The organism is Caulobacter sp., assembly GCF_017744445.1.
GTDB lineage: Bacteria > Pseudomonadota > Alphaproteobacteria > Caulobacterales > Caulobacteraceae > Caulobacter.
Genome location: NZ_JAGIBH010000009.1, coordinates 194,812 through 214,290 on the forward strand (window position 1 = coordinate 194,812; position 19,479 = coordinate 214,290).

Below are 19,479 nucleotides of genomic sequence, written 5' to 3' on the forward strand. Positions count from 1 at the left end.
AGACTCGAAACGAGGATTTCCTACGGCGCCCCCTGGAACCTGAGCCCTCCTGCCTCGTTTTGAGCTTGAGTGTTTCTTCCCGAAGGGGGCCATGATGGACCATCAAGACCAAAAGACCTTCGAGCGTGACCTGATCGCGCTGATCCCGCACCTGCGCGCCTTCGCCCGCTCGCTGTGCGGCGACGCCACCGCCGCCGACGACCTGGCGCAGGACGCCGTCGCCAAGGCCTGGGCCAGCCGCGGCAGCTTCACCATGGGCACCAACATGAAGGCCTGGACCTTCATGATCCTGCGCAACCAGTTCTACTCGGACAAGCGCCGCAGCTGGCGCTCGGTGGGCCTGGACCAGGAGACCGCCGAGCGGACCCTGGTGGCCAACACCAATTTCGACAGCGCCATCGCCCTGGACGACCTGCGCCAGGCCATGATGATGCTGCCCGAGAGCCAGCGCGAAGCCCTGATCCTGATCGGCGCCGGCGGCTTCTCGTACGAAGAGGCGGCCGAGGTGATCGGCGTGGCCGTCGGCACGGTCAAGAGCCGCGTCAGCCGCGCCCGCGCCGACCTGCAGCAGATCTTCGAAAGCGGCAACTACGAGCGCGACGGCCTGCCCGTGCATGAGGCCATGGGCAGCATGCTCAAGGCGCTGGAGCGTCTGGCCGCTTAATCTGGTGGATCCGTTTCCCCGGCGAAAGCCGGGGCCCAGATGGAAGGGCGCTGTGGCGGTCTCTAAAGGCGCCGCGCTCTTCCAATCATCCCCAGCGCCATGAGATCTGGGTCCCGGCTTTCGCCGGGAATACGGGTTAGGGGTGGCTAGGTGAGGTGACTGCAAGCCTCCCGAAACGCCGCCACATCCGCCTCGTCATGATAGATCGACAGGCCGATCCGCAACACATCATCGCGGACATCCACGACCACGCCCTTTTCGCCCAGCGCCTGTTTCCAGGCGCTGGCTTTTTCATGCCGCAGCGCCAGAAAACGCGCCTGCGGGCCCTCGCCCGGCGGGTTCAGCACCACCGCGCCTTTCAAGGGCTCGGCCGCGACAAGGCTCCGCATCAGCCCGCCGACATGCGCGGCGACCGTCGCCGTGGTCAGGCCTTCCGCCTCCAGCATCCGCCCGGCCGCCACGAAGCGGTAGAGGCCCGACGGGTCAAACGTCGCGCCCATGAAGCGCTGGGCGTCGGTGGTGTAGCCCACCCCGCCCGGCGGCCCCTCCAGATCGCCGAACTCGGCATACCAGCCCGTCAGCACCGGACGCGGGCCAAAGCCGGGCGGCGCGTGCAGGAACGCCGCGCCCTCGCCGGCCATGGCGTATTTGTAGCCGCCGGCCAGGTAGAACACTCGGTCCGCCACCGCCGACAGGTCGGTCGGCACGGCCCGGAAGCCGTGATAGCCGTCGACCACCAGCCACGGGCCTTCGGGCCGTGACAGGTCCGCCAGCTCCCAGACGCGGTCGAAGACGAAGCCGGTCTTGAAGAACACATGGCTGACGAAGATCAGGTCGTAGTCGCCGCCACGCGCCGCCGCGATGAAGCGATCGGCGAAGTCGGGGCCCTTGCTGTCCACCAGGGTCAGCTCGATCTCGCCGGCCTCGAGCCAGCGCTGGGCCTGGCGGCGGAACGAGTGGAACTCGCCGTCGGTCGAGAGGATACGGACGGGCTTGCGGCTCACCGCCGACTTCAGCACGGCCAGCAAAGTGTGGGTGTTGGGCGCGAAGACCACGGTGTCGCTGCTCGGCAGGTTCAGCTCCCGCGCGACCAGGCCCTGAGCCGCCGGATAGACCTCGCCCAGCGCCTTGCCCCACTTGTGGTCGGCCAGGACGACGGCGTCCTCCCAGGCCTCGAGCTGGGCGGCCAGGGTGGCGTCGGGCCACAGGTGGTGGCTGTGGGCGGCCATGTGCAGCCGTCCGGGGACGGACAGCGCCTTGGAGAACAGGTCCTTGCGGGCGCTCACAGCTTGCCCCGCAGCGTCCACAGCTCCGGGAAGGCCCGCCGGCGCAGTGTGCTCGCTAGATATCCGATGCCGTCCGTCCCGCCCGTGCCCGGCCGCCCGCCGATGATCCGCTCGACCGTCAGCACGTGCTTGTGGCGCCAGGTGACCAAAGCATCGTCCAGGTCCACCAGCTTCTCGGCCAGCTGGTACAGCTCCCAATAGCGCTGCGGGTCGCGATAGACCTCGAGCCAGGCGGCCTCGACCTCTTCCGAGGGGACGTAGGCTTGCGTGAAGTCGCGATGCAGGGCGCTGTCCGGAACCGTCAGGCCATGGCGCGGCAGCTGCGCGATGGCGACGTCGTACAGGCTGGGCGCGGCCAGGGCGGCTTGCAGCAAGGCCAGGCCGTCGGAGCCCTCCTCCTGGAACTTCAGGAAGCTCTGGTCCTTCAGGCCCAGCATGTATTCCAGGGTGCGGAACTGGGCCGACTGGAAGCCCGAGCTGGTCCCCAGCGAGCCCCGGAAGCTGAGGTAGTCCGCCGGCGTCATGGTCGCCAGGATGTCCCACGAGAGGGTCATCACCGTCTGGATCCGCGACACCCGCGCCAGGGCCTTGTAGGCCGGCTCCACATCGCCCGCCGCGATCAGGCCCTTGGCCAGGCCGACCTCGTGGATGATCTCCTTGAGCCACAGTTCCTTGGTCTGGTGGATGACGATGAACAACAGTTCGTCGTGCCGGTCGCTCTGCGACTGCTGCGCCGCCAGCAGGGTGTCGAGCGCGAGGTACCGCGCGTAGGTCATGTCTTGCGCCATGGCGGAACCCTAGGCCGTTGCCGACGGCACATTGTCCTCGTTTGCGCGCGGCCAGGCGAGCGGGATAGAACAATGTTCCGATCCAGTTGTCATAGACAGAACGAATGTCCATCCTCAGCCGCGTCGACCTGTCGATCCTCCGCATCCTGGAGGCCGACGCCCGCATCTCGTTCGCGGCCCTGGCCGAGCGCGTGGGGCTGTCGAAGTCACCGTGCTGGTCGCGCGTCCAGGCCCTGGAGAAGCAGGGCGTCATCACCGGCTACCGCGCCCGCATCGACGCCAAGGCCGTCGGCAAGGGCCTGACCGTCTATGCCCTGGCCACGGTCGAGTTCGCCCGCGCCGAGGCCTTCGAAGCCGCCGTCCTGCGCCATCCGTCGATCATCGAGTGCCACTCGACGGCCGGCGCCGGCGACTACCTGCTGCGGATCGTGGCGGCCGACGTCGCCGACCTGGACCACCTGCTGCGCAAGGAGCTGAGCCAGCTGCCCGGCGTGCAGCGCTACACCACCACGGTGTGCATGAAGGCGATCAAGCAGGACGGGCTGCTGACGGCGGGGCTGTGAGGGCAATACCCAAAACACAGTCATTCGCTGCACGCTTTCCCGGTTATCGCGAAGGTTGAGGCTGGACGAGCGCCCGGCGTTGCTGTCAAGGTTAATGCCGGGGGTAGTTATCCGTTTTGCGCGACGCCGCCGTCGTCCCGGCCAGCCGGGAGAGGACGGCGCGTGGGCGCGATCCCTCACCAGTGTGATCTCCCAGCGTGGCGTACGTCGAGCGGACGGGCCCTGTCGGCCCCTGTCCGAAACCCGAGTCAGGTCTGATCGTGTTCGGAGGACGCCATGCGGCGCATGCCCCCACGGAGAAGCCTCGCGGGCGCGATCGCGCTCGTGACCGCCGCTTGGCTGGCCCTGACGCCGGCGCACGCCATGGCGGCGGACGAAACGCGCCTGCGGGTCCAGCTGAAGATCGTCGACGGCCGTTTCGCGGCGGACGCGGAGTCGAAGGAGACCAGGCTGGAGGCCTCCGAGACGTTCGGCGCCGAATACCGCCAGACCCAGGACCAGGTCGAGAAGCGACTGATCGCGGATCTCAATCGCGTTCTGGCCACGACGGACAAGGCCGCCACGCTGGATGGCGCATCCTGCGCGCCCGCCTCGCCCCGGGACGAGGCGGTCTGCACCATCAAGGACGCGTCCTGGGGAGAGGCTTCCGAAAAGTTCAGTCAGTGGATCGCGGTGCGAGATCCCGAGTACGGCGGTGAGGGGTCGCTCTATCTGTCCGAGATGGTCCTCGTCGGAAGGCTGCTCGGCAAGCTGGGAAACAACGACAATTTTCAGCGTCTGCTGGAGCCCACCGCGCTCCTCTGGGAGGATCCGGGCGGACCGGACGCCGACCTCGACGCGGGCAGACTGAACTTCATCGTTCGTCGGCCGATCGCCTCCCAGCAGATCCAGGCCTGCGACAAGGACCAAGGCGACTGCGTCGTCGGCCTAGGGAAAAATGCCGCGGCCTTTGACGGTCGCGTCAGCCAACGCGCCATGGCCCGGTCTCTGAGGCCCCTGCGCGGGAGCGTCTGGAATCTGGCGCGTATTCATCGCCAGCTGGGCGACCTCCTCCATCTCGCCGGCTTCCCGTCCACGACATCAAGAACCCCGGCGCGCGACGAAGCCGCGCTGCAGCCCCTTCACGCGGGCGAGGTCCCGCCGAGCCTGGACCCGACGAGCACGGTCGTGGTCGACGGCCCCTCGCCGGTGGCGGCCCTGCAGTTCGCCTTCCCACTTCCCAAGTCGGGGGAAAAGCCGGTCGACGCGGCGGCCGAGGAGGCCTCTATTCTGAAGGCCCTGTATCTGATGCTGCCGGACCAGGCGTTCCGGGCGGTCCAGCGCGATCCCACGCTCATCATCAGCAGCGGCGACCAGGCCGAGGGACCGGCGTCGAAGCGATACCGCACCTTTGACCTCCCCACCGCGCCCGGCGCGGTGATCTACGCCGATCAGATGGCGCCGCGCCTGAAGCCGATCACGGCCCTAGGCTTTGAGGCGGGTTTCGTCGACGATTCCATGGAGCTCGGCGGCGCTCGCCTCTGGACCAGGGTCCAGATCGAGCCACGGACCGACGACAAGGCCAAGGATGGCGAAAAGCCCAAGGACGGCCAGGAAGTCAAACTCGTCCCGATCACGATCGAGCCTCGGCACAAGCTCAGCGTTGGCGTCGACGCCCAGCCGCACAAGCCCACGGCGGCCTTCATCGAATATCACCAGGCCAAGCTCCTGGGCGACGACACCATCGACCTGCGGGTCGGCAGTCGCGGCAAGGCGATCATCAGCGGCGCCTACGAGAAGGATTTCGTCGGCTTTCCGGGGTTTAGAAAGCGTCTCTCCCTCAGCGTCCAAGGGGCCTCCGACTATACGCCCGACGTCCCCAACGGGACGGCGCGGGCGGACGAGCGGCGCACCGGCGCCAGCGTCGGCGCCCAGCTCGAAATGTTCCGCGACTGGAACGACCAGGCGCTGCGGCTGAACGCCGCCTTCAGCTATGAGGATGTCACGCTCGACACCGGCGCGGGCGCCGCGCCGCCGCCGGCCACGCGCACCTCGCGCGTGACGCTGGGCGCGGACTATGTCTGGATCGGCCGCGAGGCTCTCAACCGACCCAACATCACCCTGGAGCCATCGATCACCCGGGCGTGGGGCGAAGGATCGACCCCGTCCTACTGGCAAGGCGCGCTGCGCGGGGTCGCGCACGACAGCTTCGAGACCTTCTTCGAATACGACGGCCGCCTGGCCCTGGACTGGGCCTCGGACCGCACGCCGGTGACCGAGCTGCCGCGCCTGGGCGGCGGCGACAGCCTGCGCGGCCTGCGATCCGACGCGGCCGCCGGCACGTTCGTCTGGTCGGTCCAGAACGAGATCTGGGTCCCCCTGCGCTTCACCGAGCGGTTCGGCCGAGGCGTCGATGGGATCCTGCGCAACAGCCTCAAGCTGGCCGCCTTCATCGACATCGGCGGCGCCGACAACAACCGGCAGGACCTGCCGTCCTTCAACGCCGGCCTGGGCCTGGGGCTGCGCCTCAAGCCGAGCGACGCCGTGGCGTTCCGGCTGGATTGGGCCCACCTGGCGACCCGCGCGCCCCGGGGCATGTCCGACCAGTCGATCTACTTCTCGATCACCGTGATCCCCTAATGAAAGATGTAGGGGCCTCAGAAGGAAGCCTTCGCATGACCAGCTTCACGCTCACCGACAGTGGCGTCACCTACACCCTGACCCTGAACGGCGACGTCTCGACGCCGGCGGGCGCCTTCGGCACGTGGGCGACCGACGGCAAGAGCACCAACCAGATCGTGCTCACCAAGGCCGATGGGACGACCAAGGCCATCGCGGTCGTCTGGAGCTTCAATGCCGACAACCAGCTCTGCGTGGCCCAGGGCGCCGGCGCGGCCTTCAACTTCACGGTCTCGGCCGTGCGCCCGGACCTGCGGCTCGACTCCGACAACAAGCTGCATGTGCGGCCGCCTTCCGGAGGCACGCTGTTCGAGTTCACCCTGGTCTGCGGCTTCGCCCTGCTGGCGGACGGCAATCTCGAGGTCGCTATCAACGGCCAGAAATCCAAGCTCACGGGGACGCCGACCTCGAACAAGGCCTATTTCGGCTACACCTTCCGCGACAAGGCCGCGCCCTCGCCGGCCATCCTGCTGGCCTTCTGGGGCGAATGGGTTCGGGACACCAGCAAGCCCGACCAGATCGAACTGTTCTTCCAGTTCAAGGTCGACGCCACCGCCTACAAGTTCACGATGCCGACCGGCTCCAGCACGGCGATCTCGCCGCAGAACCAGCTGCTGATTACCGGCGTGAAGAAGGGTCAGGCCTGGGGCGTGACCATCCAGGGCGCCCTGTCGGTCCGCAAGGACGACAGCGACTTCAGCCTGGTCTTCACCCTGGACCAGCAGCACACGGCCAGCGGCGTCAAGACCACGACCATCGCCATCAAGGCCGTCTTCGCCCCGGACGACAACAGCCGCCTGAACGCCGCCCTGGACCTCTATATCGGCGTGACCAAGACCCCGACCTCGAAGCGGGTGACGGTCAAGGGCGAGGGCCATGTGGCGCTGGGCCCCAACGGGCTCGACATCACCTTCGCCTATTCGAACACCCAGACCGCTGGCCATGAGTCCGTCGTCGCGCTGATGATCGCCACGCAGTTCACCTGGAAGAACGGCGCGCTGGAGGTTTCCTACGAAAAGGATGGACCGAGGACGACGGTCAGTCTGTCGACCAAGTTCCTGCTCAAGGAGGGCGCCGAGCTCGACGGTCACCTCACGGTCACCAAGGACGGCAAGGCGTACGGCGTCTACGGCGCCCTGGGCCTGTCCTGGTAACGGCGCGCGGGCAACAGGCTCCCGGCGTGGTCGCCGGCGAGCCTGCCCCTACAGCTTGACGAATGGCGCCAGCCAGCGGCCCAGGCGTCCCGGCAGCTGGATCTGGCCGTCCAGGGCCGCCACGCACAGGCAGGGCTTGGGCGAGACCACGCGCTGCTGGTGGGTGATGCTGGGGTCGGCTTCCTCGAAGTCGCCGGGTTCGAAGACGCCGTCGGCGGTGGCGTAGGCGCCTTCGATCACGCAGGTCAGCTCGACGCCGCCATGGGTGTGGACCGGGGTGCACTGGCCGGGGGCGATGCGCAGCATGATGACGCGGCTGTCGCCGTCGCGGGGGCCCAGCACGTCGCGCACCTGGACACCGGGGCCGACCCAGCGCCAGCGGCTCAGCGGGAAGTGGCGGAGGGGCTCGGGGAGCGTGGGGTCACTGCCCTTCACGACCTCTGGCGCCTGGACGGGCGCGGCGGTCTCCAGTCGCGCCATGACGTCGTCGCGGGCGCGCGCCTCCAGGGCCAGCGGCGACAGGTCGTCCAGCATCGCCCCGCCGACCGCCTCGCCCAGCGCCGTCCAGGCGCGGCTCTGCGGGCGCAGGGCCAGGTGGGTGGCGACGACCACGGCTTCGGGCGGGCTGAGCGTGCCGGCGGCATAGGCCAGCAGGCGCTCTTCGCTGGGCAGGCGACGCAGGCTCATGACCGCTCTCCCGCTTCGCGTTCGATGAAGGCGCGCAGCTTCATCATGCCGAACCGGATGCGGGCCTTGATGGTGCCCAGCGGCACGCCGAGCGCCTCGGAAATCTGGGTATGGGTCTGCTCGTGGAAGAAGGCCATCTCGATCGCCTGGGCCTGGTCGGGGTTGAGGGACGCCATGGCGGCCCGGACACGCTGGCCGTCCTGCACGCCGGCCAGGATGGCGTCCGGCTGGGGCGGGTCGTCGCCCGGCGGGGCCTGGTCCTCGGCATAGACGGCGCGGTCGCTGCGCCGGATGCTGTCGATGCGCAGGTTGCGGGCGATGGTGAAGATCCAGGCCGCCGCCGAGGCGCGGCCGGGGTCGAACAGGTGCGCCTTGCGCCAGACCGCCAGCAGGGTCTCCTGGGCCAGCTCCTCGGCGGCCACGGGGTTGGAGCCGGTGCGCACCAGGAGCGCCTTCACGCGCGGCGCGTAGTGGTCGAACAGCAGCACGAACGCCTCGCGGTCGCGGTCCTGGGCGATCCGCACGACGCAGCCGTCGAAGTCGCGCGAGGTGGTCACCGCGCGAGGCTTCCGGACAAAAGGACGTTCCTGAATCGCATGCATGGCCATGATACGGGACGGAGCTGGGATTGGACTAGAAACGGATCACGCCGGCTTTCCCAGCGTGACGGGGTGAGCGGGCGGCGGCGGGCGGCGGCGCAGGCCGATGCCGCGCGCCAGGATGCGGACGGCCTCCCAATGGATGCCGGCGATGACCTTGAAGCTGAGCAGCGGGTGGCGGATCCAGGCCTTCAGCAGGTTTGTGTCGGTGAGGGCCGAGCGCTGGCCCCAGAAGCTGGCGGTCAGCACGGGCTCGTCGCCCCGCCGGACGCCGACCGTGACCGACACCGCCTCGCCGGGCGGGCTGATCTCGAAGTCGTAGGCCAGGTCCATGTCCATGAACGGCGAGACGTAGAACCGCTTGGGCGCGGTCTGGCGCACCACCGCGCCTTGGGCCGGAACAGCGGCCAGGTAGCTGTGGCTCTGGCCGAAGGTGTTGCGCACCTCGTAGAGGATCGCCGCCAGCTCGCCGTCGGCGCGGTGGCAGAAATAGAGGGAAAGCGGGTTGAAACCATAGCCCAGGATGCGCGGCATGCAGAGCAGCCGCACCGGGCCGTCGGCGACGATGCCGGCGTCGGCCAAGACGCCTCGCGCATAGGCCTTGAGGTCGCCGCCCGTACGGTCGCCATGGTCGGCGGCGCGAAACGACAGCAGACCGAAACGCCCGGACGCCAGCAGCTTCAGCCGCCCCAGCACCGACGACAGCGCGTCCAGGTCCAGCAGCAGCATGAAAATGCGATAGCGCAGCCGGTGGCGGCGCGGCCCGAACCGCGCGTGAGTCACGACGCCTTGGTAGAGGGCCGAGGCCTCCATGGTCAGGCCGCCCATAATCAGGCCGCCCTGGCGAACTCGACGAGACCCGGTCCGGGGCCCACGAAGATCCGGCCGCTCTCATCGTCGATGGTCCAGGGCCGGCGCACGCCGCCCAGCTGCTCGGCCACGGCCAGGCCCGACTGCAGGCCGTCTTCGTGGAAGCCCGAGCCGAACCAAGCCCCGCAAAACCAGGCCCGGCGCACGCCTTGCAGCGCCCACAGGTCGCGCTGGGCCGTCAGGGCGGCGGCGTCGTAGTGCGGGTGCTCGAAGCCGCGGACCTCGTGCACCAGCTCGTCGCGCGGCGCGATGTGCGGGTTCAGGGTGACGAACAGCGGCGGGGTCTGGGGCAGGCTCTGCAAGTGGTTCATCCAGTAGCTGACGCAGCCGCTAGCGGGATCGTCGCGGCGGCCCAGATGGTTCCAGCTGGCCCAGGCCAGGCGCCGGCGCGGCATCAGGCGGCGGTCGCGGTGCAGGACGACCTGGTTGGACGTGTAGCGGAAGGCGCCCAGCAGGGCCTGCTCGCGGGCGTCGGCGTCGGCCAGCAGCGACAGGGTGGTCGGAGCGTGGGTGGCGAACACCACCTGATCGAAGCCGGTCTCGCGACCGTCGGCCTCCAGGACCCGCACGCCATCTTCGGTGCGGCGCACGGCCTGGATGCGGGCCGACAGCCGAAGGCGGCCGCTGAAGGCGCGGGCCAGGCCCTCGACATAACGCCGGCTGCCGCCGTCCACCGTGCGCCAGCTGCGACGGCCGACGAAACGCAGCAGGTCGTGGTTCTCGAAGAACCGGATAAAGGCCGCCGCCGGGTGCTCGCCCGCGCCCTCGATGCTGGCCGACCAGATCGCCGCCGCCATGGGCAGCAGGTGATCCTGGCTCAGCGCCGCGCCGTAATCGTTCTCGCGCAGATACTCGCTGAGCGACACCACCGGATCCAGGGTCGCCAGGTGGCCCGGCGCGGTGCGGTAGAAGCGGTGCAGGTCGCGCAGCATCGACCAGAAGCGCGGCCGCAGCAGGGCGCTAGGCTGGGCGAACAGCGAGGCCAGGCTCTTACTGCCGTACTCGAGCTGGCCGTCGTCCAGCGAGATGGCGAGCGACATGTCGGCCGGCTTGGTCGGGACATGCAGGTGGCGGAACAGCGCCGTCAGGTTGGGATAGTTGACCTCGTTATAGACGATGAAGCCCATGTCGACCGGGATCGGCCCGCGCGGCGTGGCGACCTCGACGGTGTGGGCATGGCCGCCCAGGCGGTCGCCGGCCTCGAACAGGGTGACGTCGTGGCGCTGGCTCAGCAGCCAGGCGCAGGACAGGCCCGATATGCCCGCCCCGATCACGGCGATCCGCTGCGGCCGGGCATCGGGCTGGAACGGGACGTGCGCCTGCATGAGAAGTCTCCCTGGTTCGAAGACAGCTACGGGCGGGCGCGGCGGGCGGATGGATGCATCCGGTCGGTTTTTCCACGCGTATTCCCAGCATCGTCCCCGGATGGAGTTCCGACATGAGAATGCTGGCCGCCTATGCCGCCTCGCTGGTCGCGTTCGTCGCGCTGGACTTCGTGTGGCTGAGCCTGATGGTCGAGCGGATCTACCGCCCGGCCCTGGGCGACCTCTTGGCCGCCAAGCCGCGGATGGGCGCGGCCGTGGTCTTCTACCTGGCCTATGCCGCCGGCCTGGTGTTCCTGGTCGTCGCGCCGGCCCTGAAGGAGGCCAGCCTGACCCGCGCTGGCGTCGGTGGCCTGGTGCTGGGGGCGATGGCCTACGCCACCTACGACCTGACCAACCAGGCCACGCTGCGGACCTGGTCGACCAAGCTCACCCTGGTCGACATCGCCTGGGGCGCCGCCCTCACCGCCGTGGCGGCCATGATCGGCTACGCCGTCGCGCGGCTGGTGGCGAAGTAGCCCCCTCCCCCTTTGCGCGCAACGCGGCTAAACCAGCGCCATGGTTCAGTCTTCCGCGTCCGCTCCCGCCTCCGCCCGCCGCTCGCGCGCCGGCAAGCGCCTGTCGATCGTCGCGCCCTGCTTCAACGAGCAGGAGGTCCTCGACCTGTTCTTCGCGCGGATCGAGGACGAGCTGGCCAAGATCGGCGTCGACTACGAGATCGTCTGCGTCAACGACGGCAGCCGTGACCACACCCTGGCGGTGCTGCTGCGCCAGCACCAGCGCAACCCGAAGATCAAGGTCATCAACCTGGCCCGCAACTTCGGCAAGGAAACCGCCCTGTCGGCCGGCCTGGACGCGGCCAGCGGCGACATGGTCGTGCCGATCGACTGCGACCTGCAGGATCCGCCCGAACTGATCGGCCAGTTCATCGACGCCTGGGAGAACGGGGCCGACGTCGCCTATGGCGTGCGCGTCGACCGCAGCGCCGACAGCTTCCTGAAACGCCTGACGGCCCAGGGCTTCTACCGCGCCTTCAACCGGATGTCGGATGTCGACCTGCCCTACAACGCCGGCGACTACCGGCTGATGGACCGGCGGGTGGTCGAGGTCCTGCGCCAGCTGCCCGAGCGCAACCGCTTCATGAAGGGCCTGTTCGCCTGGGTCGGCTTCCGCCAGGAGGCCATCCCCTATGCCCGCCCCGAGCGCGCGGCCGGGACCAGTTCGTTCCGCTACTGGAAGCTCTGGAACTTCGCCCTGGACGGCATCACCTCGTTCAGCACCGCGCCGATCCGGGTGTGGAGTTATGTCGGCCTGATCGCCGGCGTGCTGGCCGTAGGCGTAGCCGGGCTGATCGTGCTGCGCACCCTGTTCTTCGGTCGCGACGTCCCCGGCTATCCGTCGCTGATGGTGGTGATCCTGATGAGCTTTGGCCTGCAGATGCTGGCCATCGGCGCGCTGGGCGAATACGTGGCCCGCATCTATCAGGAGGTGAAGGGCCGGCCGCTGTACGTGGTCATGGACCGTCACGGGTTCGACCAGTGACAGCGCTGCTGACGCCGGCGCGGCGCGAGTTCCTGGTCTCGGCCCTGCGCTACGGCGTGGCGGGCGTAGCCAACACACTGGTCGGCCTGTCGGTCATCCTGGCCCTCGACGTGGGGCTGGGCCTGGACCCGCACCTGGCCAACGCCGCCGGCTATGCGGTCGGTATCTGCGTCAGCTTCGCCCTGTCCAAGTTCTTCGTGTTCAAGACGCGTCAGCATAAGCCGCGCGCGCCGCTGCGCTACGCCATCGCCGTGGCGGTCGCCTTCGCGATCAACCAGGGGGTCCTGAGCCTGGCGCACCTGTTGCTGCCGGTCGGCCGGATCTTCGACGTCGCCGCCCAGGGCGCGGCCGTGGTCAGCTACACCGGCACGCTGTTCCTGCTGAGCCACTTCTGGGTGTTCGCCCACCACGCGACATCCGCCCCCTCGAAATCAGAGGCGAATTCGGGCAAGGACACCGCATGGACCGCCTGATCTACGACCGTATCCGCGAGCTTGAGACCGACCACTGGTGGTTCGTGGGCCGCCGCACGATCCTGCGCCGCCTGCTGGGCCGCATCGGCGCGCCGACGGGGGCCAAGATCCTGGAGGTCGGCTGCGGCGCCGGCGGCAACGTCCCCCTGCTGCGCGAGTTCGGCGCGGTGGCCGCGCTGGAGCCCGACGACGAGTCGCGCGCCTATGCGTCGGAGCGCCTGAACCTGGCCATCGACACCGGCCTGCTGCCCGACGGCCTGCCCTACGCGCCCGAGAGCTTCGACCTGGTCTGCGCCTTCGACGTCGTCGAGCATGTCGATGACGACGCCGCTTCGGTGAAGGCCCTGGCCGGCCTGATCAAGCCGGGCGGCGCGATGCTGACCACGGTGCCGGCCTATCAGTGGATGTGGAGCCATCACGATGTGCTGCACCACCACAAGCGTCGTTACCTGCTGCCGCAGTACCGCGCGCTGTTCGACCAGGCCGGGCTGACGGTGGAGACGGCCACCTATTTCAACACCCTGCTGTTTCCGCTGGCCGCGGCCCAGCGCACGGTCAAGAAGCTGGTCGGCGACAACAGCGCCGACGACACCATGCCGCCCGGCTGGCTGAACAAGGCTCTGGCCAAGGTGTTCTCGCTGGAAGCGCCGCTGGCGGCCGGCGGCGGCCTGCCGTTCGGCCTGTCGATCGCGGTGATCGCTCGCAAGGCCGGCTAGTCTCCTAGCCGGCCTCCGGATCTTCTATCGAAGCGCCCTCTAACGCAAGGTGGGCGTCGGGATGATCCGCATCGCCTCCAGGCCCACGCCCAGCAGGCGCGTGTCCGTGCCCAGGCCCAGCTCCAGCGGGGTCTTGGGATCCTTGATGTCGAAGGTCACCCGCACGAACTGCCCCTTCAGCGCTTCCGGCGGCAGGGCCAGCAGGTAGTCGTGCCGGATGGCGTCCTGGCGGTTGAAGGTGAAGGTCTCGGGCGCGCCGCCCGGAACCGACACGGTGACCGTCCGGGTCGAGTCGTTGGTCGGCAGGAAGGCGAAGGCGGCCACCTGCACGGACGCATTGGCCAGCGTGCGCTGGGCCGGCGAGATCGGCAGGTCGACGATCGCGCGCTTGCCGTTCGACCAGACGCCGCCCAGCTCAGGCTGGCCCCAGCCCTCGCGCAGATAGGGCACGCCCGCGCCGCCGGCCTTGAACATCAGCGACGGCGGCTCGACGCAGGCGCCGACCACGACCACCACCAGGCCCAGCGGCGCGCCCGAGCGGCAGCCGGGCTTGTCATAGGCGTCGCCGGCCAGGGTGACGATGAAGGGCACGTCGCCCGGACGGTCCGGACGGCCGTCATGCATCAGGCTCAGCACATTGCCGCCGTGCGGCGACTTCAGCATGGCGATCGTGCCCATATAGGTGGTGATCGGCGGCACGCCGGTGGTCGAGAACATCACCTTCTCACCCTCCAGGCCGCGCGTCAGGCGCACCTCGCGCACGTCGCGCAGGATGGCGTTGACCTTGGGCACGTCGAAGACGCTGGGACGCAGGAACAGGCACAGCATGACGACCAGCTGGGCGGCGAAGGCCGGGGCCGGCCCGATCGCTCGGACCCAGGCCGGCGGCTCGTTGCTCATGCTGGTGGCGCGCAGGCCCAGCACCGTCAGGCCCCACAGCGGCACGACGAAGGCCAGCATGCTGAAGACGCCGAAGCTGTGCTTCATCACCGCGTAGGGCGAGCCGTCGTGCTTCAGCACCCACATGGCGTACTGGGCCAGCATGGCGGCGGCGGCGGCCGCGCCGAACGAGGCCAGCAGCACGGCCGAGGCGGTCGGCTTCTCGTCGGCCTCGACGGCGCCGGGGGCGCGCATCAGCTCGACGATCAGGATCCAGGCCGACAGCAGCAGCAGGATGACGGCGGCGGCGGCCAGGCCTTCCAGGGTCAGCGGCGCGGCCAGGTGCAGGCTGCCGTTGTTGGCGGCCATCCAGCGCATGCGCCAGAAGAACGGGCTGCCCACGACGCCGCCCAGGATGACGAACAGGCCCACCAGGCCGACCCAGTCGAAGCGGCGGGCGTGGATCAGGTCGCGCAGCCAGGCGACGCCCAGCATGGCCATGAACGCGCCGGCCAGCTTCAGGGTCGGCACCAGGTGGAAGCAGCCGGCCAGCAGCACGGCGGCGGCGGCGTAGGCCACGAACACCGGTCGCCAGCGCAACAGCAGCACCCCGCCGCCCGCCAGGGCCAGGGCCGCGACGGCCTCGCCGACGATCTGCGGATAGAAGAAGTTGTCGACCAGCTCGCCCCCGAAGGCCGCCCGGGTGACGAAGACGTTCACGACCGCGAAGAAGCCGCACATGGCCATGAAGCCCAGCGACACCCGCCGCGCCTGGTCGAACAGCGTCAGCCAGACGATCGCCGCCGAGGTCACCCCGACCAGCAGCAGCGCATTGATCTCGGGCCAGCCCAGGCTGGCGGCCAGGGCGGCCAGGCGGTGCGAGAGCTTGGGATAGATGGCCATCTCGGCCATGAACTCATGGCCCTGCGGGGCGATGATGAACGCGTGGCGCACCACCTCCATGACCTGCAGGTGGTAGGAGCTGTCGACCGACAGCGACAGGATGCGGTTCCAGGACAGCAGCGCGCCAACCAGCAGACACCAGAGCGTCGCGACGACGCCCCAGACCCATTTCGCCTTGGTTCCGGTCATGATTTTTCTGATTCCGTCGCACCCACCGCGAGGGGGATTACTAGCAGCAAAGCTGATGCGGGAAAGCCCATCCTCGGTTGAGCGGCGATCCGGTCGCGTCGGACAGGGCGCTCGCCGAACAATTACGCTTGTAATTAATTTATGCCTGTAATCTCATCCAGGTCGTAGGGACCAGGGGAGACGACGTCATGACGGTGAAGGACTTCGGGACGCGCAAGGTGCGGCGCTCGTGGGTGGCGCTGGCGATCTCGACGGTAGCGGTGGGCGGCACGCTGTGGGCCATGGGCTTCACCGGCGTCGACTTCATGCAGTTCGAGCGTGAGAACGCCCTCTTGCCCCCGCCCTCGGCCGAACAGGCGGCCCGCTATCGCCCCCGGGCCCAGGCCGAGTGGCGCATCGTCCACGCTAATCTGGAGACCCGGCTGGACCAGCGCAGCCCGCTGGAGCTGGGCGCGGTGTGGGCCACCCGGAAGGGCCAGATCTGCGGGCTGGTCAACGGCCGCGGCAGCTTCGGCGGCCTGTCCAGCATGGTGCGGTTCTACACCGTCGACCAGCGGCCGGTGTTCCACCAGGACGTCGAGCACATCCCCTTCCAGCACGCCTGGTTCCAGTGCCGGCGCGACCAGTATGTGATGCTGCACGCCGGCACGTTCGAGCCAGGGTTCTGCGGCAGCGAGCTGGGTCGGCGGCGGTGCTTCAACGTACGCAACGGGGTGCGGGAGTAGGCCGGCGACTGTCGCACTTGTTTCACACTCACCGCGCCGCGCAGCGGTTAGAAGCCGTCTCCATCGATACCTGTTCGCTTGGGAGACGCCGATGTTCAGAGGTCTTTTCGCCGCCGCCTCGCTGCTGTCGCTGGCGCTCGCCGCTCCTGCCGTGGCTGAGCCGCAGAAGGCCCCCTCCCAAAAGGCCAAGAACGTCATCGTCTTCCTGGCCGACGCCGGCGGCGTGCCGTCGGTCAACGCCGCCAGCCTCCTGGGCTACGGCCAGCCGCTGAAGCTGCACGTCCAGCAGTGGCCCAACCTCGGCCTCAGCGACACCACGCCGGTCGACCAGTTCGTCTCGGACTCGGCCAACGGCATGTCGGCGATCATGACCGGCGTGAAGACCCACAACGGCGTGATCAGCCAGGCCCCCGACGGCGTGCGCGGCAAGGCCGACGGGACGTCGACCAAGACCCTCTTGGAATATGCCGAGGAGCGCGGGCTTCGTACGGGCGTCGTCACCTCCCAGCCGATCACCGACGCGACGCCGGCGGCGACCTACGCCCACGCCAACGACCGCAAGAAGTGGGGCGAGATCTTCCAGCAGGCCTTCAAGCCCCGCTTCGGCGACGGCGTCGACGTGCTGTTCGGCACGGGCCGCTCGGCGATCGACAAGCAGCTGACGGCGGCCGGGACCGGCTTCGACCAGCTGGCCAAGGCCCACAACCGCCCGATCTACGCCAAGCTGGAAGACGCCCCGGCGAGCAACGCCCGCCCCATCGTGGTGACCGAGGACGATGCGATCGACACCCGCGCCGCTGCGCTGCGGGCTTTGGACCTGCTGAAGGACGCGCCCAAGGGCTACCTGCTGGTGGTCGAATGGGACGCCCACACCGACGACCCGAAGGAAGGCCTGCAGCACATCGTCGACTTCGACAAGCTGATCGCCGAGATCGAAAAGCGCGTCGACCTGAAGGACACCCTGCTCCTCTTCACCGCCGACCACTCGTTCGGCCTGCAGGTCGACGGCGGGACGCGCGGCGAGCCGCTGTTGGAAGGCTATGAGGCGTGGAAGGCCGCCCAGACGCCCGGCGCCAAGGAGGAGGACCTGGTCCGCCTCAAGAACGTGATGGTCAACCGGACGCACACCGGCGAGGAAGTCGTGGCGCTGGCCACCGGCGCGGGGGCCGAGCGGGTGCGGGGGTACTTCCCGAACACGCACCTGTTCGAGGTGGTGATGGACGCGTGGGGCTGGAAGAAGGACGGGAAGTAGGGGTCCAAGATAGAAACCCTCTCTCTTAGAGAGAGGGAGGGGCCCACGCCAAAGGCATGGGAGGGTGAGTGGTTTCACCCTCTCAGAATAGACCTCGGAACAGCATAGCCGTCTGCCGGACAGAGCCGTGATACTGAGACGGCGCTGAAAGGCTCGTGGGTTCCCGGCCAGCGGCGTACCCACTCACCCTCCCACCGCTTCGCGGCGGGCCCCTCCCTCTCTCCATGAGAGAGGGTTTCCTTTGCCCGCTTCACTCCGGCACCGCGAACAGACATCCAGCGCCTCGTCCGGCGCGGCGAGACCCTGATCGTGCTACTCTGCGGCGGCGACAAGGCCTCGCAGCCGCGCGACATCGCTCGCGCCAAGGCCATGGCGCAGGAGGTTTGAGCCAGGAAACACGGCCTTTCGACCCCGCCGAGTACCTCGATAGCGAAGAGGCGATCACCGCCTATCTTGCGGATGCACGCTCGGGCGACGCCGAAGAGATCGCCCACGCCGCCAAGGTCGCCGACCGTGCGCGAGCTTTGATCGAAGCCCGTCGAAGCAGCATCCCGAAACGCGCCTGAGGCTTCGCCCAAACGAAAGCCGCCGCGACGGCTGTGAGGCTGTCGCGGCGGTTCTGTTTTTCAACCCCTCACCCGACCGCCTGCGGCGGCCACCCTCTCCCGCAAGGGGAGAGGGGAAGAGCGCCTACTCCGCCGCGTAGCTTTGCAGCGGGCGGACATCCAGGGCCTCGTCCGGCGCGCCGGCGATGGCTTGGGCGGCGGCCAGGGCGCCCGCCGAGGTCGTGTAGTACGGCACCTTCATCATCAGGGCCGTGCGGCGGATCTCGAAGCTGTCTTCCAGCGCCTGCTTGCCTTCGGTGGTGTTGAACACCAGCTGGACGCCGCCGTTCTTCATCACGTCGACGATGTGCGGACGGCCTTCCAGGACCTTCTTCACATAGTCGACCTGCACGCCCTGCTCGGCCAGATAGGCGCGGGTGCCTTCGGTCGACAGCACCGTGAAGCCGGCGGCTTGCAAGAGCTTCACCGGCTCGACGATCCAGGGCTTGTCGCTTTCCTTGACCGAGACAAAGGCTGTGCCCTTGCGCGGCAGCTTCACGCCGCCGCCCAGCTGGCTCTTGGCGAAGGCGCGGGCGAAGGCGGGGGCCATGTCGGCCTCGCCGTCGCGCTTCCAGTCCAGGCCCATGACCTCGCCGGTCGAGCGCATTTCCGGGCCCAGCACCGTGTCGACGCCGGCGAAGCGGGCGAACGGGAAGACGGCTTCCTTGACCGCGATGTGGTCGTACGGAACGTCCTTCAGGCCAAAGCCCGCGAGGGGCTCGCCGGCCATGACCTTGGCGGCGATGGCGGCGACGGGCTGGCCGATGGTCTTGGCCACGAACGGCACGGTGCGCGAGGCGCGCGGGTTCACTTCCAGCACGTAGATGCGCGGGTTGTCGCCGTGCGGCTCCTCGATGGCGAACTGCACGTTCATCAGGCCACGGACGTTCAGAGCCAGAGCCATCTGCACCGTCTGGCGCTTCAGCTCCTCGACCGTCTCGGCCTTCAGCGAGAAGGGCGGCATCGAGCAGGCGCTGTCGCCCGAGTGGACGCCGGCTTCCTCGATGTGCTCCAGCACGCCGGCCACGAACACGTCCTTGCCATCGCACAGGGCGTCGACGTCCACTTCCGTGGCGCGGCTCAGATAGTGGTCCAGCAGGATCGGGTGCTCGAACGAGATCTCGCCGGCGTTGGCGATGTAGCGTTCCAGGTGCTCATGATCACGGATGATCTCCATGCCGCGGCCGCCCAGCACGTAGGACGGACGCATCACGAACGGGAAGCCGATCTTCTCGCCTTCGGCGCGGGCTTCTTCCCAGGTGCGGGCGATGGCGTTTTCCGGCTGGGCGATGTTCAGGCCGTTCAGCAGCTGCTGGAAGCGCTCGCGGTCCTCGGCCAGGTCGATGGCGTCGGGGCTGGTGCCCAGGATCGGCACGCCGGCTTCTTCCAGCGCGTGGGCCAGCTTCAGCGGGGTCTGGCCGCCGAACTGGACGATGACGCCGGCCAGTTCGCCCTTGCCCATCTCGACATGCAGCAGCTCCAGCACGTCCTCGGCCGTCAGCGGCTCGAAGTACAGGCGGTCGGAGGTGTCGTAGTCGGTCGAGACGGTCTCGGGGTTGCAGTTGACCATGATCGACTCGTAGCCCGCCTCAGCGAGCGCGAAG

Annotated in this window: 19 protein-coding genes; 11 read left to right on the plus strand and 8 right to left on the minus strand. The window is 68.7% G+C overall.

Annotated elements, in window-relative coordinates; genetic code table 11:
* Positions 1 to 94 precede the first annotated feature (94 nt).
* Positions 95 to 664: a sigma-70 family RNA polymerase sigma factor gene (locus J7528_RS14905; protein ID WP_291875885.1), complete on the plus strand. Its 570-nt coding sequence runs from the start codon at positions 95 to 97 to the stop codon at positions 662 to 664.
* Between the two features lie 146 nt (positions 665 to 810).
* Here the strand turns inward: J7528_RS14905 and J7528_RS14910 are convergent, their stop codons facing one another.
* Both J7528_RS14910 and J7528_RS14915 read right to left on the minus strand, forming a co-directional pair.
* Complete coding sequence (locus tag J7528_RS14910) at positions 811 to 1,971, minus strand: aminotransferase class V-fold PLP-dependent enzyme (protein ID WP_291875811.1); 1,161 nt, start codon at positions 1,969 to 1,971, stop codon at positions 811 to 813.
* Complete coding sequence (locus J7528_RS14915; protein ID WP_291875814.1) at positions 1,947 to 2,738, minus strand: tryptophan 2,3-dioxygenase; 792 nt, start codon at positions 2,736 to 2,738, stop codon at positions 1,947 to 1,949. The genes J7528_RS14910 and J7528_RS14915 overlap by 25 nt, the downstream gene beginning before the upstream one ends.
* 104 nt (positions 2,739 to 2,842) lie before the next feature.
* Here J7528_RS14915 and J7528_RS14920 point away from each other — a divergent pair, with 104 nt between their 5' ends.
* The 3 genes from J7528_RS14920 (at position 2,843) to J7528_RS14930 (ending at position 7,113) form a co-directional block, all read left to right on the plus strand.
* Positions 2,843 to 3,301, plus strand: coding sequence for an Lrp/AsnC family transcriptional regulator (locus J7528_RS14920; protein ID WP_291875816.1), 459 nt, complete (start codon positions 2,843 to 2,845; stop codon positions 3,299 to 3,301).
* 324 nt (positions 3,302 to 3,625) lie between these two features.
* The gene (locus tag J7528_RS14925) at positions 3,626 to 5,920 is read left to right on the plus strand and encodes a ShlB/FhaC/HecB family hemolysin secretion/activation protein (protein ID WP_291875818.1); all 2,295 of its coding nucleotides are present in this window, start codon (positions 3,626 to 3,628) and stop codon (positions 5,918 to 5,920) included.
* Between the two features lie 35 nt (positions 5,921 to 5,955).
* Complete coding sequence (locus J7528_RS14930; protein ID WP_291875820.1) at positions 5,956 to 7,113, plus strand: hypothetical protein; 1,158 nt, start codon at positions 5,956 to 5,958, stop codon at positions 7,111 to 7,113.
* Positions 7,114 to 7,161: 48 nt separating this feature from the next.
* Here J7528_RS14930 and J7528_RS14935 read toward each other — a convergent pair whose 3' ends face one another.
* The 4 genes from J7528_RS14935 to J7528_RS14950 form a co-directional block, all read right to left on the minus strand.
* The gene (locus J7528_RS14935) at positions 7,162 to 7,800 is read right to left on the minus strand and encodes a ChrR family anti-sigma-E factor (protein ID WP_291875823.1); all 639 of its coding nucleotides are present in this window, start codon (positions 7,798 to 7,800) and stop codon (positions 7,162 to 7,164) included.
* Positions 7,797 to 8,357, minus strand: a complete 561-nt coding sequence (locus tag J7528_RS14940; protein WP_291875826.1) for a sigma-70 family RNA polymerase sigma factor — start codon at positions 8,355 to 8,357, stop codon at positions 7,797 to 7,799. Before J7528_RS14940 ends, J7528_RS14935 begins: the two co-directional genes overlap by 4 nt.
* 87 nt (positions 8,358 to 8,444) lie before the next feature.
* Positions 8,445 to 9,227: a DUF1365 family protein gene (locus tag J7528_RS14945; protein WP_291875827.1), complete on the minus strand. Its 783-nt coding sequence runs from the start codon at positions 9,225 to 9,227 to the stop codon at positions 8,445 to 8,447.
* Between the two features lie 2 nt (positions 9,228 to 9,229).
* Positions 9,230 to 10,594 (minus strand): FAD-dependent oxidoreductase, encoded by a 1,365-nt coding sequence (locus J7528_RS14950; RefSeq protein ID WP_291875829.1) that lies wholly within the window; start codon positions 10,592 to 10,594, stop codon positions 9,230 to 9,232.
* Between the two features lie 113 nt (positions 10,595 to 10,707).
* Between J7528_RS14950 and J7528_RS14955 the strand changes: the two genes are divergently transcribed.
* The 4 genes from J7528_RS14955 to J7528_RS14970 are packed head-to-tail and all read left to right on the plus strand — an operon-like array spanning position 10,708 to position 13,322.
* Positions 10,708 to 11,109, plus strand: a complete 402-nt coding sequence (locus tag J7528_RS14955; RefSeq protein WP_291875831.1) for a DUF2177 family protein — start codon at positions 10,708 to 10,710, stop codon at positions 11,107 to 11,109.
* A 40-nt stretch (positions 11,110 to 11,149) separates the two neighbouring features.
* Complete coding sequence (locus tag J7528_RS14960; protein ID WP_291875833.1) at positions 11,150 to 12,133, plus strand: glycosyltransferase family 2 protein; 984 nt, start codon at positions 11,150 to 11,152, stop codon at positions 12,131 to 12,133.
* Positions 12,130 to 12,606 carry a GtrA family protein gene (locus J7528_RS14965; RefSeq protein ID WP_291875834.1) on the plus strand — a complete coding sequence of 159 codons (477 nt, stop codon included), beginning with the start codon at positions 12,130 to 12,132 and terminating at the stop codon, positions 12,604 to 12,606. The genes J7528_RS14960 and J7528_RS14965 overlap by 4 nt, the downstream gene beginning before the upstream one ends.
* Positions 12,594 to 13,322 carry a class I SAM-dependent methyltransferase gene (locus tag J7528_RS14970; RefSeq protein ID WP_291875835.1) on the plus strand — a complete coding sequence of 243 codons (729 nt, stop codon included), beginning with the start codon at positions 12,594 to 12,596 and terminating at the stop codon, positions 13,320 to 13,322. The genes J7528_RS14965 and J7528_RS14970 overlap by 13 nt, the downstream gene beginning before the upstream one ends.
* 39 nt (positions 13,323 to 13,361) lie before the next feature.
* Here J7528_RS14970 and J7528_RS14975 read toward each other — a convergent pair whose 3' ends face one another.
* The gene (locus J7528_RS14975; protein ID WP_291875837.1) at positions 13,362 to 15,293 is read right to left on the minus strand and encodes a hypothetical protein; all 1,932 of its coding nucleotides are present in this window, start codon (positions 15,291 to 15,293) and stop codon (positions 13,362 to 13,364) included.
* A gap of 188 nt (positions 15,294 to 15,481) precedes the next feature.
* On the opposite strand from J7528_RS14975, the gene J7528_RS14980 reads away from it, so the two are divergent.
* From J7528_RS14980 to J7528_RS14990, 3 genes are all read left to right on the plus strand, one after another.
* Positions 15,482 to 16,018 carry a hypothetical protein gene (locus J7528_RS14980; protein ID WP_291875839.1) on the plus strand — a complete coding sequence of 179 codons (537 nt, stop codon included), beginning with the start codon at positions 15,482 to 15,484 and terminating at the stop codon, positions 16,016 to 16,018.
* 91 nt (positions 16,019 to 16,109) lie between these two features.
* Positions 16,110 to 17,270 carry an alkaline phosphatase gene (locus J7528_RS14985; protein ID WP_291875841.1) on the plus strand — a complete coding sequence of 387 codons (1,161 nt, stop codon included), beginning with the start codon at positions 16,110 to 16,112 and terminating at the stop codon, positions 17,268 to 17,270.
* A 383-nt stretch (positions 17,271 to 17,653) separates the two neighbouring features.
* Positions 17,654 to 17,836, plus strand: coding sequence for a hypothetical protein (locus tag J7528_RS14990; protein ID WP_291875842.1), 183 nt, complete (start codon positions 17,654 to 17,656; stop codon positions 17,834 to 17,836).
* Positions 17,837 to 17,960: 124 nt separating this feature from the next.
* Here the strand turns inward: J7528_RS14990 and carB are convergent.
* Positions 17,961 to 19,479 (minus strand): carbamoyl-phosphate synthase large subunit (carB, locus tag J7528_RS14995; RefSeq protein ID WP_291875844.1); only part of this gene is annotated, 1,519 nt, incomplete at its 5' end.